Consider the following 14,504-nt stretch of genomic DNA (forward strand, 5'->3'; position numbering starts at 1 on the left):
TAAAACACCGAAAAATGGCTTGGTGCTATCACTGTCGGGGTTGGATCCAAATCTAGGGGTTTTGAACTCCACTCGCAACCCTCACCCTAGCCCTCTCCCATAGGGAGAGGGAACCGAACGCAGGATATTGACGACATACACCGACCTGAACGCACTTTACCGAATCCATAATCGCCACGACTTTGCAGGTCGGCGGTGGACTCGAGACAACTCGGTCGGCCTCCTCTCCCTCTGGGAGAGGGCTGGGCGGGCGGCGTTCCGATGAGGGGCTTTACGCCACCCAACAAAAAACCCCGCACATCTCTCAATGTGCGGGGTTTTTCTTCAAGCCTTTGAGCCTTACGGCGCGTACGTCAGCAGCAACTCTGCCGGCACCTTGAAGTCCAGGGACATCATGACGCTCAACGCAGTGATGGTGAAGATCGAGAACACAAACAGCTTGCGTGCCCAGACTGTGTCATCCACTGCCTTGTAGCCGGTCCAGGCCATGTACAACCAGTACATGCCCATGGCCGCAGCCACCGCGAGATAGCTCATGCCAGCGTAACCGCTGAAGGTCAGCATCAAGGTCGCTACGAGGAACGCCAGGATGTAGAGCAGGATGTGCTTCTTGGCCACTTGAATCCCGCGCTTCACTGGCAACACCGGAATCGATGCGGCCAGGTAATCGTTGAAGCGGAAGATCGCGATGGCGTAGGAATGCGGCATCTGCCACAGGCTGAACATCACCAGCAACGTCAGCGCGGCCATGTCGAAGCTGTTGGTTACGGCAACGTAACCGATCACTGGCGGCATGGCGCCCGACAGACTGCCCACCAGCGTGCCGTGAACCGACTTACGCTTGAGGTACAGGCTGTAGAAGCCGACGTAGATGATGAAACCGATCACCGCGAACAAAGCGGCCAACGGGTTGGCCACCTTGTACAACAACGCAACGCCGAGAACACCAAGGATGGTCGCGTAGACCAGGGCCAGTTTCAGGGAGATCAAGCCCTGCACCAGCACCCGGTTTTTAGTGCGTTCCATCTTCAGGTCGATGTCGCGGTCGATGCAGTTGTTGAACACGCAACCGGAGGCAACAACCAGGGATGTACCGATCATGGCAGCCAGAAACACCGCCAGATCCACATGCCCTTTCGAGGCCAGGAAAAACCCGCCTGCCACAGAAAGCACGTTACCGAAAATGATCCCCGGTTTGGTGATTTGGATAAAGTGCTTGAGCGACATCGGGTCTTACCTCACTTCGCCATCATGTAGGTGTGGATGCTGAACATGATCCACAACGACAGGCCAACCAGCAGCACGATCACAATGGCCGTAAAGACGAATGCAATCACGTTGTTACGCTGAGCAATGGAACGGTCCAGGTGCAGGAAGTAATACAGGTGAACAATCACCTGGATTACTGCGAACAACAGAACGATTGCCAGCGTGGTGGCCTTCGGCAGGCTCGGGTACATCACCAGACCGAATGGAATCACGGTCAGGATCACCGACAGGATGAAGCCAATGGCGTACGACTTTACGCTGCCGTGGCCAGCATCATGGCTGTCATGGGAGTGTGCATTAGCCATTACAGAGTCCCCATCAGGTAAACAACGGTGAATACGCAGATCCACACCACGTCCAGGAAGTGCCAGAACAGGCTCAGGCAGCTCAGACGGGTCTTGTTGGTCGCCGTCAGGCCGTGCTTGTTGACCTGGTACATCATGATGCCCATCCAGATCAGACCCGCAGATACGTGCAGACCGTGGGTACCGACCAGGGTGAAGAACGCGGACAGGAAGCCCGAACGGCTAGGACCGAAGCCCTCGGAGATCAGCAGGTGGAACTCGTTGATCTCCATGGCGATAAAGCCTGCGCCCAGCAGGAAGGTCATGAACAACCAACCCAGAACCTGCTGCTTCTTGCCTTTGAACAACGCCAGCATGGCGAAGCCGTAGGTGATCGAACTGAACAACAGCAGAGCGGTTTCGCCCAGCACGTATGGCAGTTCGAAGATGTCGTGGCCCGACGGGCCACCGGCAACGTTGTTTACCAGTACTGCGTACACCGCGAAGATCGACGCAAACAGAATGCAGTCGGTCATCAGGTAGAGCCAGAAACCGTATACGGTCATCTCGCCCGAGTCGTGGTGATGGTCATCGTGCCCATGGTCACCATGGGCGTGTCCAACATTGGTCACTAAGTTCGACATGGTTTAAGCCTGTTCCAACGAGGTTTCAACACGGGTGGCACCGGCCGGGATTTTCCCTGCCGCAACCAGACGCTTGTGCTGCTCGGCTTCGATACGCTCGATCGTTTCAACCGGAACCATATAGCCCTGGTCGTCACGTGCAGCGTGGATCACGAAGTAGATGACGGTGCCGGCCAGGCTGGCGATTGCCAACCACCAGATGTGCCAGATCATCGCGAAACCGAAGACGGTCAACAGTGCGCCCATCACCACGCCAGTGGCGGTGTTGTTCGGCATGTGGATCGGCTCGTACTTGGCCGGACGCTGGTACGCAGTACCGTTTTCCTTGGCTTCGGTGAACGGGTCGATGCAGTCAGCCTTAGGCAGCACAGCAAAGTTGTAGAACGGAGGTGGCGACGAGGTCGACCATTCCAGGGTGTGTGCATTCCACGGGTCACCGTGATCGCAAACGTTCTCTGGCTTGTTACGGTCACGCACGCTCACATAGAGCTGGATCAGCTGGCAGGCAATACCCACAGCGATCATCACCGCACCGAACATGGCAACGTACAGGTACGGTACCCACTCAGGGTTGGTGGTGGCGTTCAGACGACGGGTCATGCCCATGAAGCCCAGTGCATAGAGCGGCATGAACGCGACGAAGAAGCCCGAGATCCAGAACCAGAACGCTGCTTTACCCCAGCCTTCGTGCAGCTTGAAGCCGAACGCTTTCGGGAAGTAGAACGCGAAACCAGCGATGTAACCGAATACCGCGCCGCCGATGATCACGTTGTGGAAGTGCGCAATCACGAACAGGCTGTTGTGCAGAACGAAGTCAGCACCCGGGATGGCCAGCAGTACGCCGGTCATGCCGCCGATGGCGAAGGTCACCATGAAGCCCAGAGTCCACAGAACCTGGCTGGTGAAGCGCAGACGGCCCTGGTAGATGGTGAACAGCCAGTTGAATAGCTTCACACCCGTCGGGATGGAAATGAGCATCGTCGCCAGACCGAAGAAGGCGTTGACGCTCGCACCCGAACCCATGGTGAAGAAGTGGTGCAGCCAAACCATGAAGCCCAGTACCGAGATCGCGCCCGAGGCGTAGATCATCGAGTGGTGGCCGAACAGTTTCTTGCCGGTGAACGCCGAGATCACTTCCGAGAAGATGCCGAATGCCGGCAGGATCAGGATGTAAACCTCAGGGTGGCCCCAGGCCCAGAACAGGTTGACGTACATCATTGGATTGCCACCAAGTTCATTGGTGAAAATGTGGAAATCCATGTAACGGTCAAGGGTCAGCAGTGCCAGGGTAGCGGTCAGGATCGGGAACGAAGCCACGATCAGAACGTTTGCCCAGGTGCAGGTCCAGGTGAAGATCGGCATGTCCATCAGTTTCATGCCAGGGGTACGCATTTTCAGTACGGTCGCGAGGAAGTTAACCCCCGTTAGCGTCGTACCTAACCCGGATAGCTGTAGCGCCCAGATGTAGTAGTCCATGCCCACGCCAGGGCTGTATTGCAGACCCGACAATGGTGGATAGGCAACCCAACCGGTCTTGGCGAATTCGCCGACGCCAAGGGACAGGTTGATCAGCACTACGCCGGAAACCAGCAGCCAGAAGCTCAGGGAGTTCAGGAACGGGAACGCAACGTCACGCGCGCCGATCTGCAGCGGCACTGCAAGGTTCATCAGGCCGGTGAAGAATGGCATCGCCATGAAGATGATCATGATCACACCGTGAGCGGTGAAGATCTGGTCATAGTGTTCAGGTGGCAGGTAGCCAGGCGAACCCTCGGTGGCCATGGCCAATTGGGTACGCATCATGATGGCGTCGGCAAAACCGCGCAGCAGCATGACCATGGCGACGATGATGTACATCACGCCGATTTTCTTGTGGTCGACCGAGGTCAACCACTCGGTCCACAAGTAGGTCCACTTCTTGAAGTAGGTGATTGCAGCGAACAGCGCCAGACCACCGAGGGCGATCATGGCAATGGTCACCATCACGATCGGCTCGTGGAATGGGACTGCTTCCCAACTTAATTTACCAAACATCGTTTACTCCTCTGCCCCGGCAGCTGAATGCGAACTCGAGTCAATTTCCGTGGCCGCCACTTCTTTCTCTTTCTTCTCGTGCTTCAGCGGCTTGCCCGGCTTCATACCTTCGTACTTGTCGACGATGATCTGGAACTGGTTCGGCGTGACCGAGGAGTAGAGCTCGACTGGGTTGTTCTGGCTCGGTTTGGCAAGGGCCGCGTATTCAGCTTGATCAAGCTGTTTAGGTGACTTCTTGACTTCACTTACCCAGGCGTCGAAATCTTCCTGAGTGGTGGAGATAGCCTTGAATTTCATACCGGTGAAACCCGCGCCGCTGTAGTTGGCGGAGATACCGTCCATTTCAGCGTTACGGTCAGCGATCAGGTGCAGCTTGGTCTGCATGCCCGCCATCGCGTAGATCTGGCCGCCCAGACCCGGGATGAAGAACGAGTTCATCACAGCGTCAGAGGTGATCTTGAAGTTGATTGGCGTGTGCGCCGGGAACACGATCTTGTTGACCGTGGCGATGCCTTGTTCCGGGTAGATGAACAGCCACTTCCAGTCCAGCGCAACGACTTCGATGGTCACTGGCTTGACGTCGGATTGAATCGGACGATACGGGTCCAGTTCGTGGGTCGAAATGTAGGTGATGTAACCCAGGGCAATGATGATCAGGACCGGGATGGTCCAGACTGCCACTTCGATTTTGGTCGAGTGCGACCATTTCGGGGTGTAGACGGCGTTCTTGTTCGACGCGCGGTACTTCCAGGCGAACAGGAAGGTCATGACGATAACCGGCACAACGACCAACAGCATCAGCAGGGTCGCGGTGATGATCAGGTTTCGCTGTTCCAGGCCAACCTGGCCCGTTGGATTGAGCAAGGTCATGTTGCAGCCTCCCAGCAACAACGTGCCGAGCAGCGGCACTAGGCCTAGTAATCTGGGGTACCTGTTTTTACTCATCTCACGACCTCTAAAGCAGCTTGCGCAATGCAGTTGGGTTTTGATCGCCAACACTTCACCCTGCCAAGGGTTGGCATTTTCTTTGGATTGAATAAGGGCCGCCCGTCGCGCGTCAGACGCTCGACAAAACCTGGGACAGCGGTCAGTTCTTATTCGAATTCGTGGTCAAAGGCCTTGTTACAGACCAATTCCATTTGGTGCGGAAAGTTGGAAGGCACCGACACCTGGGTGTCTTGAAAGCCTTTCGACTCACTCGACACCCGACTTCCTGCTCGCCTCCTTAATAAAGGCTGAACAGTGCCGGGAATTCAGTGCGGGCGATTGTAGATAGGTAGCGCCCTATACACCATGTCTTATCCCGAAATAATTTTTATCCGTTCGAGCAACAATGCATCGCCATTTTTGCAAAAGTTCCACATGTTATCGAAATAGATTCTCAACAAAAACACCAAAAAATGTAGGTGTACCCGCGTCAGTTCAGACAGCTCCGAAGGCTATTTCCGAACGCTGGAACAGCGCAAAGCCCGATAACCCAAGGCTTTTGGCCATATACCCGCGCTTGTTAAAACTGCCTGCTCTGGCACTCGCGTGCTAAAGCCGAAAAACCCGGAAACTGACCAATCCTTTTTTGTAACAACGGCCGATTCCGCGTCACTCAATGGCCCTGCGACATGGCGCGTGTGACAACATGTCGCACACTTGCCACACCCTTCCTTGCCACCCGTCACGGTGTTTTCACAAACACCGTGAAAAGCAAAACGCCCCGATTGGCTGATCCGCAAATCGAGGCGTTTTCTGTATCGGCCAGACAGCCGATTAGTTGACTCAGCGCAGTGCTTTTCGGTTACGCGAGGTCAGCAGCGGCACCAGGATCACCACCAGCACGAACGCCACCAGTGCCCATTGTGCCAACGACAAGCCAAGGATCGGCGGGTACGGCGTCGAGCAGAAACCGTCAACCTGGAAGCCCAGCGGGAAGATCTTCGCCAGCGGCAGATCATCGACAATCGGCTGCAGCACATCGATGCCGCAACTCACCGCCGGATAGAACTGGGTGTACACGTGATGCCCGGCCACACCGGCCCCGGCAATCGCACAAATCACCACCAACACCTCGAAAACGGTGATGCTGCGACGGGTGCGCATGGCCGCGCCGATGAACGCGAACAGCGCGATCAGCAGCAACGCATAGCGCTGCAAGATGCACAGTGGGCACGGCGCTTCGCCGAGCACGATCTGCATATATAGAGCGCCACCGATCAGCGCCAGACAGATGATCCCCAACAGCACCAGAAAGCGCCGCTCACGGCCCAACCGAATCGTTTCCTCGCTCATCGCGTTTCCCTTTTATGTCCATGGTTCAACCGGCTCGCGGCTGAAGGTTGTCGCAAGTCTACACCGGGGGAATAAACGATAAAGCGGTTAAGAAACGATTAACCTTTAAACAGAATTTAAGAATCGAGACCGCATAACGGCCTTCGCGAGCAGGCTCGCTCCCACATTGGATCTGCGTCGAACACAAATCCTGTGGGAGCGAGCCTGCTCGCGAATGAAGGTGACTCGGTTCTGGATTATTCCAAAGCCGCAGCCGGCCCAAAAAACTCATAACGGCTCTGCTGCTCCGGCACACCCAGCGCTTTCAAATGCCGCTTGATCGCCCCCATGAAACCCTTCGGCCCAAGGAAGTAGGCGTCGACATCACGCTGAGCCGGCAACCACTCGCCCAGCAACTCCTGACTCAACATCCCGACCTTGTCCGCCGCCGGACTCACACCGTCATCCTCGGCGTAGCAATAAAAACGCTTGAGTTGCGGATGACGCTCAGCCAACTCATCAATCCAGTCGCGGAACGCATGCACGCTGCCATTGCGCGCGCAGTGGATAAAGTGCACCGGACGCTCGGTTTCCAGCGCGGCTTCAAGCATCGCCAGAGTTGGCGTGATGCCGACGCCGCCGCTGATCAACACCAACGGCTTGTCGCTCGCGGTCAAAGTGAACTCACCCGATGGTGGGAACAGCTGAATGCTGGCGCCAACCTGCAGTTGATCGTGCAAGTGGTTGGAGGCACGGCCACCCGGTTCGCGTTTGACGCTGATGCGGTACTGACCGTTGTTCGCCAGTGCCGACAGCGAATAGTTGCGGCGGATCTCCTCGCCATCAAGGATCAGCTTCATGCCGATGTATTGACCCGGTTCGGCCGCGAGAATCGGGCCTTTGTCTGCCGGCTCAAAGTAGAACGAAATGATTTCCGCGCTCTCCTCGACCTTGGCCGCGACGATGAATTCACGCGCTCCGCGCCAGCCGCCGACGGCTTGTTCTTTCTGGTCATAGATCGCGGTTTCGGCGCCGATCAGAATGTCCGCCAGTTGACCGTACGCCGCGCCCCACGCGCTCATCACTTCTGGCGTGGCGATCTCTTCGCCGAGCACTTCGGAAATAGCGCGGAGCAGACAGGCACCGACAATCGGATAATGTTCAGGGAGGATCTGCAGGGCAACATGCTTGTTGATGATCTTCGCCACCAGATCACCCAACTGGTCGAGCTGATCGATGTGCCGCGCGTACATCAACACGCCGTTGGCCAAGGCGCGCGGTTGATCACCGCTGGCCTGGTGCGCCTGGTTGAACAGCGGGCGGACTTCAGGGTATTCGGCGAGCATCATGCGGTAGAAGTGCGTGATCAGCGCTTCACCGCCGCTTTCCAACAGAGGCACGGTGGATTTGACGATGGCACGATCCTGAACGCTAAGCATAAGGTTGACTCCTGAGCTTCTTTGAAAAGTTACCTTAGGGTTATCAGATTCCGTGCCAACTTATTTTTTCATATAACTCAATAACTTAATAACGATGTAGTCATAACGACCCAAAGGCCTTTATAGTCATCCCGACTACATCTTGTCTCTTTGACTACAAGACCATGACCGCCAAATCCCTGCTCACCGCCCTGCTGCCTTTAGTTTCCGATTTGTCCCGCGAACTGCCCGAGGGCGAGCGTTATCGACGCCTGCTCGAAGCCATGCGCGCCCTGCTGCCCTGTGATGCAGCAGCGTTGTTGCGTCTCGATGGTGAATCGCTGGTGCCGCTGGCCGTGGACGGTTTAAGTACGGACACCCTCGGTCGGCGCTTCAAAGTCAGCGAGCACCCGCGTTTCGAAATGCTCCTCAGCGGAGCCGGACCCACGCGCTTCGCCGCCGACAGCGACTTGCCCGATCCTTATGACGGTCTCGTCGACGGACTCGACGAGCATCTGGAGGTTCACGATTGCCTCGGCTGTCCTTTATTTGTCGATGAAAAACTCTGGGGCCTGATCACCCTCGACGCTCTCGACCCCGAGCGTTTCGAACCGATCGAACTCGACGCCCTGCAAGCCTTCGCCAGCCTCGCCTCGGCCACGGTCAACGCCGCCGAACGTATAGAACGTCTGGCCAATCGCGCAGAAGACGAGCACCAGCGCGCCGAAGTTTATCGTCAGGCCAGCGGCCAGCAGAACCGCGAAATGATCGGCCAGAGCAAGGCGCTGAAAAAACTGGTGGAGGAAATCAATCTGGTCGGCGGCAGCGATCTGACGGTGTTGATCACCGGGGAAACCGGCGTCGGCAAAGAACTGGTCGCCCAAGCGATTCACGCCGCCTCTCCCCGCGCCGAAAAACCAATCATCAGCCTCAACTGCGCCGCCCTGCCCGACACGCTGGTAGAAAGCGAACTGTTCGGCCACGTGCGCGGCGCCTTCACCGGCGCCACCAGCGACCGACGCGGCAAGTTCGAACTGGCCAATGGCGGTACGTTGTTTCTCGATGAAGTCGGTGAATTGTCGCTGACCGTGCAGGCGAAATTGCTCCGCGTTTTGCAGAGCGGCCAGTTGCAACGTTTGGGCTCGGACAAGGAGCATCAGGTCGATGTGCGCCTGATTGCCGCGACCAACCGTGACCTGGCCGAAGAAGTACGCAGCGGTCGCTATCGCGCCGACTTCTACCATCGCCTGAGCGTGTACCCGCTGCGCGTACCGGCGCTGCGTGAGCGCGGTCGCGATGTGTTGTTGCTCAGCGGCTTCTTTCTTGAGCAGAACCGTTCACGCATGGGTCTCAACAGCCTGCGCCTGAGCAGCGACGCCCAGGAGGCGTTGCTCGCCTACACGTGGCCGGGCAATGTGCGTGAACTGGAACACTTGATCGGGCGCAGTGCGTTGAAGGCGCTGGGCAACTGCAAGGTGCGGCCGAAGATTCTCAGTTTGAGCGCGGCGGATCTGGATTTGCCGCGCGAGGTTGTGGATAACTCGGTTGAGGCGGTTGCCGGAGTTGTGGCTGAGATGCCGCTGATTAGCGGGGATCTGCGCAGTGCGACCGAGCAATATCAGCGGCGTTTGATCAGTGCGGCGCTGGAGCGTAATCAAGATAACTGGGCGAGTGCGGCGCGGGAGTTGGGGCTGGACCGAGCCAACCTCGGCCGCATGGCCAAACGACTAGGCATGAAGAGCTAAAAGCACACCCTCACCCTCTCCCAAAGGGAGAGGGGACTGATTGGGGGACATTGCAGAATTCCGCCGACGTGATTGATCTTTACCGAATCCATAATCGACTCGGTCATTCAGGTCGATGTACAACGCCAGACACCTCGGTCGGCCCCCTCTCCCTCCGGGAGAGGGCTAGGGTGAGGGGCTTTGGCTTTTGATCTGCACGCCACCCGACAACTAACCTAAAGCCCAACCTTTTAACGCCGATAACCCGGCATCAATAGTTTCTGGCGATTTGCACCCTCGCCCACCACCTTTTCCACAGAAGGTTCATATGTCCTCCACCAAAGCCCGCGCAGACTCACTTTCGCTTCTGCTATTTACCTTGCGCAGCGGCAAGCTGATGGCGATCAACCTGCTGAAAGTCAGTGAAATCATCCCCTGCCCGCCGCTGACCAAGCTGCCGGAGTCGCACCCGCACGTGAAAGGCATCGCCACCCTGCGCGGTGCTTCGCTGTCGGTGATCGACCTCAGCCGCGCCATCGGCGAACGCCCGCTGGAAGACCCGAACGGCGGCTGCCTGATCGTCACCGACGTCAGCCGCTCCAAGCAGGGCCTGCACGTTCAGGCTGTGAGCAAAATCGTCCACTGCCTGACCACCGACATCAAGCCCCCGCCCTTCGGCTCGGGCGGTTCGCGTGCCTACATCACCGGCGTGACCTCGGTGGACGGTACGCTGGTGCAGGTGCTGGATATCGAAAAGGTTATCCACAGCATCGCCCCGGCGCAGATCGAAATGGCCCCGACCGACCTGAGCATGGAAGACGCCGAGGTGCTCGGCAACGCACGCATCCTGGTGGTCGACGACAGCCAAGTGGCGCTGCAGCAATCGGTGCACACCCTGCGCAACCTCGGCCTGCAATGCCATACCGCACGCAGCGCCAAGGAAGCCATCGACTGCCTGCTCGACCTGCAAGGCACGGCGCAGCAGATCAACCTGATCGTCTCCGACATCGAAATGTCCGAGATGGACGGCTACGCCTTCACCCGTACCCTGCGCGAGACCCCGGACTTCGCCCATTTGTACGTGCTGCTGCACACCTCGCTGGACAGCGCGATGAACAGCGAAAAAGCGCGGCTGGCCGGGGCGAACGGTGTGCTGACCAAGTTCTCCTCTCCAGAACTGACCCACTGCCTGATCGAAGCGGCCAAACACGTCGCCGCCCACGGGCACTGAGTCTTGGCCCAGAGGCATTGTTTTTTGATGCGGCGCGACCTGGGCAAGGACGCGCCGGATGCCCCTTGGCCACAAGACATTGAACTGTGCACTTACTCCGTCGAACTGGCGGCGGATGTGCATGACTTGATGCAACTCGGTTATCGCGAAGGTGGCGGCCGAGTGCCGGCGCTGGACGTTTGGCAGCAGCAGTTCGAAACCGATCCTGAATACGATCCGAGCCTGTGTTTGATTGCCCGTGATGGCGAAGGCGTGGTCGGCGTGGCGCAATGCTGGACCAGTTCGTATATCAAGAATCTGGTTGTGCATCCGCGCATGCAGGGCCGAGGATTAGGCCGGGCGTTGCTGTTCAATGCATTCAAGGTGTTTCAGCAGCGCCGTGAAGGGTTTGTTGATCTGAAAGTGCTGGAGGACAACCTGCGGGCGCAGCGCTTGTATGAAAGTGCCGGGATGTATGTGGTCCGCCGCGAGCTGGTGCCGGACTGATCGACCGTCTTCGCGAGCACAGGCAACTTCCCTTCTCAGACAGACTCAAACCTTGGCCACCCACGACCAAGGACGCCCACCATGAAAACCTTCACCGCAAGCCTGCTCTGCCTCACCGCCCTAACCTCCCAGGCTCAAGCCTCCAGCCCCGATGCCTGGGCCGCCTACGACAAAACCGTGCTCGCCAGTTGCACCAAGGCCAGCGGCCTGAAAAACGCCAAACCAGTCGGCACCCCCGCACAATTCGATGACCGCGTCGGCTACACCGCCGTTCTGCTGCAAGGCCAATACCCGCAAAAACACATGAAAGGCCAGCAAGGCACCGAGCTTTGCCTCTACAACAAAAAATCGAAAATCGCCTTCGTCACCGAGTGGGACTCGATCCGCCCGACAGCCAAATCCCAGTGAGTGGCGCATAACTTGCTTCGATCCGCGCCTGTGCGGTGGTTTTCCGCCACCGTTTCACACCCTGATTGAAGACAGATCGCTCAATGAATACGACGTTTTCCTGCGTAGGCTGTGGCAAATGCTGCACCGACCACCATGTCCCGCTGACCTTGGCCGAAGCCCGCATGTGGGCGGCGGATGGCGGTCAGGTGATCGTGCTGGTGGAGGCATTTCTCGGTAATGGCCTGGGTTTGCCGGCGCAGCAGCGGGAACATGCCGAACGGCGCTCAGCGCTCGTTCGCAGCGGCGCGGCAGACGCCCATGTGGCGATCACTTTCGCCGCGTACAACGTCGGCCCCTGTCGGAATCTTGACGAAGACAAGTTGTGCCGGATCTACGAGCGACGGCCGTTGGTGTGCCGCATTTATCCGGCAGAAATCAATCCGCATATCCCGCTCAACCCTGCCGCCAAGGATTGTCCGCCGGAGTCCTGGCAACAGGGGCCGGTGTTGATTGCCGGCGGTGAGTTGGTCGATCAGGAACTGGTGGAGTTGATTCAGCGCTCGCGCCAGGCCGATCGGGATGACATCGGCATCAAGGACGCGATTTGCGCGATGCTCGGGATTCGCACCACAGCACTGAAAGGGGACGGCTTTACTGCGTACTTGCCGAACATGGATGCGTTTGCGGCGGTGATTGATCAGGTGACCGCGCAGCCGTTGACGACTGCACCCAGTGAGTGGGTGTTTCATCTATCGGGCGATGATGTTGCCGCGCAGATTTTGGCGGCCGGGGCGCAGGTGGTGACGGAGCCGGCGCAGACGTATGCGTTTATCTCGCTACGGGCGGCTTGATCGGGATTTTGCAAAAACCGAACTGGCCTCATCGCTGGCAAGCCAGCTCCCACAGGTATCTCGGGCGTTCACGTAATTTGTGTACGACACAGAACCCTGTGGGAGCTGGCTTGCCAGCGAAAGGTCCGGCACAGGCAGTATCAATCGCCGCGTTGAACGCAGGCGGGAATAAAACTCAGCGCTTGCCCATCGAACGACGGGTGCCCGGCGGCGCCATGCCCGGGGTCTTGGTGTGGCCGTTCTTGGCGCCGTTCTTGTACCACGGCTGGTTCGAGCCTTTGGCAGAAGCCAGTTCGCCCGGTTTGAACGGAAATTTGAACGCCGGGATTTCGGCTTTGGTTTCGCTGGTATCGGCCAGTTCAGCCGGGACATCGCTCACGGCGTCGTCAACCGGCGGCAGGGTCGGGGAAGTCATAAAAGCTCCGGAAAGCAAAAAGTCGGGCCCGATCAGTGAGCCGCGAAGGCGCGCAGTATACCTGTGCGCCATGGCTCGGCACCTGAAGATTTGCAGCGCACGCCGAACGGTTTACAGGTAGGTGATGGTGACGATGCCTTTGTCGGTCGAGGTCTTCAGCGCTTCGTAGCGCATGGAAATCGGCAGCGACTGATGGCTACAGGCGTTGCGCTCAGTGTCGACATCGACTTTCACGCCGGGCTTGATTTCAATCTGGCGAGACTCACGATCAGCAAACGCCCCGACCAGTCCGACCTGACAGCCCGAATCAACGATTTGCCCGGTAAAGCGGATCTCGCCGGATTGACTGGCCGGCGCGGCGAACGCTGTGAGTGGAAGCAAGAGAAGCACATACGGCAGAGCGGTTTTCAGCTTCATTTCAAGACACTCCCGGGGGTGAACGGCCCAGAGAACCCGGGCTACACAATGTTATCCGCGTGCTGGGACGGATCTTGAGAAGCATAGTTGGCAAATGGGTCCCGAATAGGGACTGATCGGTCCCTTTTTGGGACCGTTATACCGCCATCGCGAGCAGGCTCACTCCTACAATTGGAATGCGTTTTAACTGTGGGAGCCAGCCTGCTGGCGATGAACGATGACGCGGCGTTCAACCCTGAGGATCAACCCGATCCAGCGCCCGGTTTACCGCCAGCTCGGCGAGCATGACGATCTGCTGGATCGCCAGCGCCGTACTGCGCTGCGGGCGACTGAGCTGATCGGCCAGATCACCGGCCATGACATTGGCTGAAGCCAGCGATTCGCAGGCGTGGGCGAGCAGGCTTTCGGTGTCGATGTTCGGGTGGATGAGGAACATCGTACTGGGCTGACGTGGTTTGACTGGTTCGGGGCAAAGGTAGAAATCGAGGGCGCGCTTGATGGCTTCGCGGGTTTTGATCTGGTCGTCGGCGCGGATGGCGTCTTCGAGTGGGGTGGTGGGATCGATGGGTGGATCTGGAACTGGCTTAGTCATTGGAAACCCTATTTTGCAAATGGGAGCCATCCCTTGCCGTTTCTCACGCGGCGAAGTGGGTGGCAGCTATGTGCGGGGTGAGAAACCGGAAAAATAGGAAACCGGCCAGACCGAAGTCTGCCCGCACACAGCCGCCATGAAGCATTTGCGAGCAGCGGACAAGCTGCCGCCAATTATGCGGACTGATGGACTGAATCACTAATTTTTCAGGGTTCTCACACCCGATCGCCGAGTTTTCGGCGACAACCAAAGACTAGAGAGCGCACGTCCGACGGACAACCTGAAAAGCTTGTGGGAAGGTTCTGGTTATTTGACACAAATTTGAACAGCCAAAAGCCAACCCTCACCCTAGCCCTCCCGAAACGTCGGACCGCCCGGAGGGAGAGGGGACTGACCGTGGTGTTTGGCAGAACTACGCCGACGTGCAATACCGCGTTGAACTCAGGTTTTGAAAAGCCCACAGATCGGCCCCCTCTCCCTCGGGAGAGGG

The 14,504-nt window shown here is 57.9% G+C and carries 15 protein-coding genes; 5 read left to right on the plus strand and 10 right to left on the minus strand.

What is annotated here, in order from left to right; genetic code table 11:
* Positions 1 to 339: 339 nt before the first annotated feature.
* The 7 genes from cyoE to hmpA all read right to left on the minus strand — a co-directional run bounded on the left by cyoE (position 340) and on the right by hmpA (position 7,929).
* Entirely contained in the window at positions 340 to 1,227 is an 888-nt protein-coding gene (gene cyoE / locus ACOYXH_RS20050; RefSeq protein ID WP_007916939.1) for a heme o synthase, read from the minus strand.
* A gap of 11 nt (positions 1,228 to 1,238) precedes the next feature.
* Entirely contained in the window at positions 1,239 to 1,574 is a 336-nt protein-coding gene (cyoD, locus tag ACOYXH_RS20055; RefSeq protein WP_007916940.1) for a cytochrome o ubiquinol oxidase subunit IV, read from the minus strand.
* The gene (gene cyoC / locus ACOYXH_RS20060) at positions 1,574 to 2,197 is read right to left on the minus strand and encodes a cytochrome o ubiquinol oxidase subunit III (RefSeq protein WP_034156084.1); all 624 of its coding nucleotides are present in this window, start codon (positions 2,195 to 2,197) and stop codon (positions 1,574 to 1,576) included. Before cyoC ends, cyoD begins: the two co-directional genes overlap by 1 nt.
* Positions 2,198 to 2,200: 3 nt before the next feature.
* Positions 2,201 to 4,231, minus strand: a complete 2,031-nt coding sequence (gene cyoB / locus ACOYXH_RS20065; protein ID WP_007916945.1) for a cytochrome o ubiquinol oxidase subunit I — start codon at positions 4,229 to 4,231, stop codon at positions 2,201 to 2,203.
* A 3-nt stretch (positions 4,232 to 4,234) separates the two neighbouring features.
* Positions 4,235 to 5,176 carry a ubiquinol oxidase subunit II gene (gene cyoA / locus ACOYXH_RS20070; RefSeq protein ID WP_007916947.1) on the minus strand — a complete coding sequence of 314 codons (942 nt, stop codon included), beginning with the start codon at positions 5,174 to 5,176 and terminating at the stop codon, positions 4,235 to 4,237.
* 825 nt (positions 5,177 to 6,001) lie between these two features.
* The gene (locus ACOYXH_RS20075; protein WP_025109264.1) at positions 6,002 to 6,511 is read right to left on the minus strand and encodes a disulfide bond formation protein B; all 510 of its coding nucleotides are present in this window, start codon (positions 6,509 to 6,511) and stop codon (positions 6,002 to 6,004) included.
* Between the two features lie 236 nt (positions 6,512 to 6,747).
* Complete coding sequence (gene hmpA, locus ACOYXH_RS20080) at positions 6,748 to 7,929, minus strand: NO-inducible flavohemoprotein (protein ID WP_095050665.1); 1,182 nt, start codon at positions 7,927 to 7,929, stop codon at positions 6,748 to 6,750.
* A gap of 164 nt (positions 7,930 to 8,093) precedes the next feature.
* On the opposite strand from hmpA, the gene norR reads away from it, so the two are divergent.
* The 5 genes from norR to ACOYXH_RS20105 all read left to right on the plus strand — a co-directional run bounded on the left by norR (position 8,094) and on the right by ACOYXH_RS20105 (position 12,590).
* A complete protein-coding gene (norR, locus tag ACOYXH_RS20085; RefSeq protein ID WP_095050664.1) occupies positions 8,094 to 9,653 on the plus strand; it encodes a nitric oxide reductase transcriptional regulator NorR in 1,560 nt (519 codons plus the stop codon).
* Positions 9,654 to 9,960: 307 nt separating this feature from the next.
* Positions 9,961 to 10,863, plus strand: coding sequence for a chemotaxis protein CheV (locus tag ACOYXH_RS20090; protein WP_038362880.1), 903 nt, complete (start codon positions 9,961 to 9,963; stop codon positions 10,861 to 10,863).
* A gap of 27 nt (positions 10,864 to 10,890) precedes the next feature.
* On the plus strand, positions 10,891 to 11,349 hold the full coding sequence (locus ACOYXH_RS20095; RefSeq protein WP_258708799.1) for a GNAT family N-acetyltransferase: 459 nt from the start codon (positions 10,891 to 10,893) through the stop codon (positions 11,347 to 11,349).
* Between the two features lie 81 nt (positions 11,350 to 11,430).
* Positions 11,431 to 11,757, plus strand: a complete 327-nt coding sequence (locus ACOYXH_RS20100) for a hypothetical protein (RefSeq protein ID WP_095050662.1) — start codon at positions 11,431 to 11,433, stop codon at positions 11,755 to 11,757.
* An 83-nt stretch (positions 11,758 to 11,840) separates the two neighbouring features.
* The gene (locus ACOYXH_RS20105) at positions 11,841 to 12,590 is read left to right on the plus strand and encodes a YkgJ family cysteine cluster protein (protein WP_258708800.1); all 750 of its coding nucleotides are present in this window, start codon (positions 11,841 to 11,843) and stop codon (positions 12,588 to 12,590) included.
* 175 nt (positions 12,591 to 12,765) lie between these two features.
* On the opposite strand, the gene ACOYXH_RS20110 is transcribed toward ACOYXH_RS20105, so the two are convergent.
* From ACOYXH_RS20110 to ACOYXH_RS20120, 3 genes are all read right to left on the minus strand, one after another.
* Complete coding sequence (locus tag ACOYXH_RS20110; RefSeq protein ID WP_095050660.1) at positions 12,766 to 13,005, minus strand: hypothetical protein; 240 nt, start codon at positions 13,003 to 13,005, stop codon at positions 12,766 to 12,768.
* 111 nt (positions 13,006 to 13,116) lie between these two features.
* Entirely contained in the window at positions 13,117 to 13,422 is a 306-nt protein-coding gene (locus ACOYXH_RS20115; RefSeq protein ID WP_095050659.1) for a hypothetical protein, read from the minus strand.
* Positions 13,423 to 13,651: 229 nt separating this feature from the next.
* Complete coding sequence (locus ACOYXH_RS20120; protein WP_093430677.1) at positions 13,652 to 14,014, minus strand: DUF6124 family protein; 363 nt, start codon at positions 14,012 to 14,014, stop codon at positions 13,652 to 13,654.
* Between the last annotated feature and the right edge of the window lie 490 nt (positions 14,015 to 14,504).

It is taken from the genome of Pseudomonas sp. Mb7, assembly GCF_054790525.1.

What these genes read in the sequence shown, in the direction of transcription:
- cyoE (WP_007916939.1), bottom strand. Translation starts at nt 1,227, where the DNA reads ATGTCGCTCAAGCACTTTATCCAAATCACCAAACCGGGGATCATTTTC.
- cyoD (WP_007916940.1), bottom strand. Translation starts at nt 1,574, where the DNA reads ATGGCTAATGCACACTCCCATGACAGCCATGATGCTGGCCACGGCAGC.
- cyoC (WP_034156084.1), bottom strand. Translation starts at nt 2,197, where the DNA reads ATGTCGAACTTAGTGACCAATGTTGGACACGCCCATGGTGACCATGGG.
- cyoB (WP_007916945.1), bottom strand. Translation starts at nt 4,231, where the DNA reads ATGTTTGGTAAATTAAGTTGGGAAGCAGTCCCATTCCACGAGCCGATC.
- cyoA (WP_007916947.1), bottom strand. Translation starts at nt 5,176, where the DNA reads ATGAGTAAAAACAGGTACCCCAGATTACTAGGCCTAGTGCCGCTGCTC.
- ACOYXH_RS20075 (WP_025109264.1), bottom strand. Translation starts at nt 6,511, where the DNA reads ATGAGCGAGGAAACGATTCGGTTGGGCCGTGAGCGGCGCTTTCTGGTG.
- hmpA (WP_095050665.1), bottom strand. Translation starts at nt 7,929, where the DNA reads ATGCTTAGCGTTCAGGATCGTGCCATCGTCAAATCCACCGTGCCTCTG.
- norR (WP_095050664.1), top strand. Translation starts at nt 8,094, where the DNA reads ATGACCGCCAAATCCCTGCTCACCGCCCTGCTGCCTTTAGTTTCCGAT.
- ACOYXH_RS20090 (WP_038362880.1), top strand. Translation starts at nt 9,961, where the DNA reads ATGTCCTCCACCAAAGCCCGCGCAGACTCACTTTCGCTTCTGCTATTT.
- ACOYXH_RS20095 (WP_258708799.1), top strand. Translation starts at nt 10,891, where the DNA reads ATGCGGCGCGACCTGGGCAAGGACGCGCCGGATGCCCCTTGGCCACAA.
- ACOYXH_RS20100 (WP_095050662.1), top strand. Translation starts at nt 11,431, where the DNA reads ATGAAAACCTTCACCGCAAGCCTGCTCTGCCTCACCGCCCTAACCTCC.
- ACOYXH_RS20105 (WP_258708800.1), top strand. Translation starts at nt 11,841, where the DNA reads ATGAATACGACGTTTTCCTGCGTAGGCTGTGGCAAATGCTGCACCGAC.
- ACOYXH_RS20110 (WP_095050660.1), bottom strand. Translation starts at nt 13,005, where the DNA reads ATGACTTCCCCGACCCTGCCGCCGGTTGACGACGCCGTGAGCGATGTC.
- ACOYXH_RS20115 (WP_095050659.1), bottom strand. Translation starts at nt 13,422, where the DNA reads ATGAAGCTGAAAACCGCTCTGCCGTATGTGCTTCTCTTGCTTCCACTC.
- ACOYXH_RS20120 (WP_093430677.1), bottom strand. Translation starts at nt 14,014, where the DNA reads ATGACTAAGCCAGTTCCAGATCCACCCATCGATCCCACCACCCCACTC.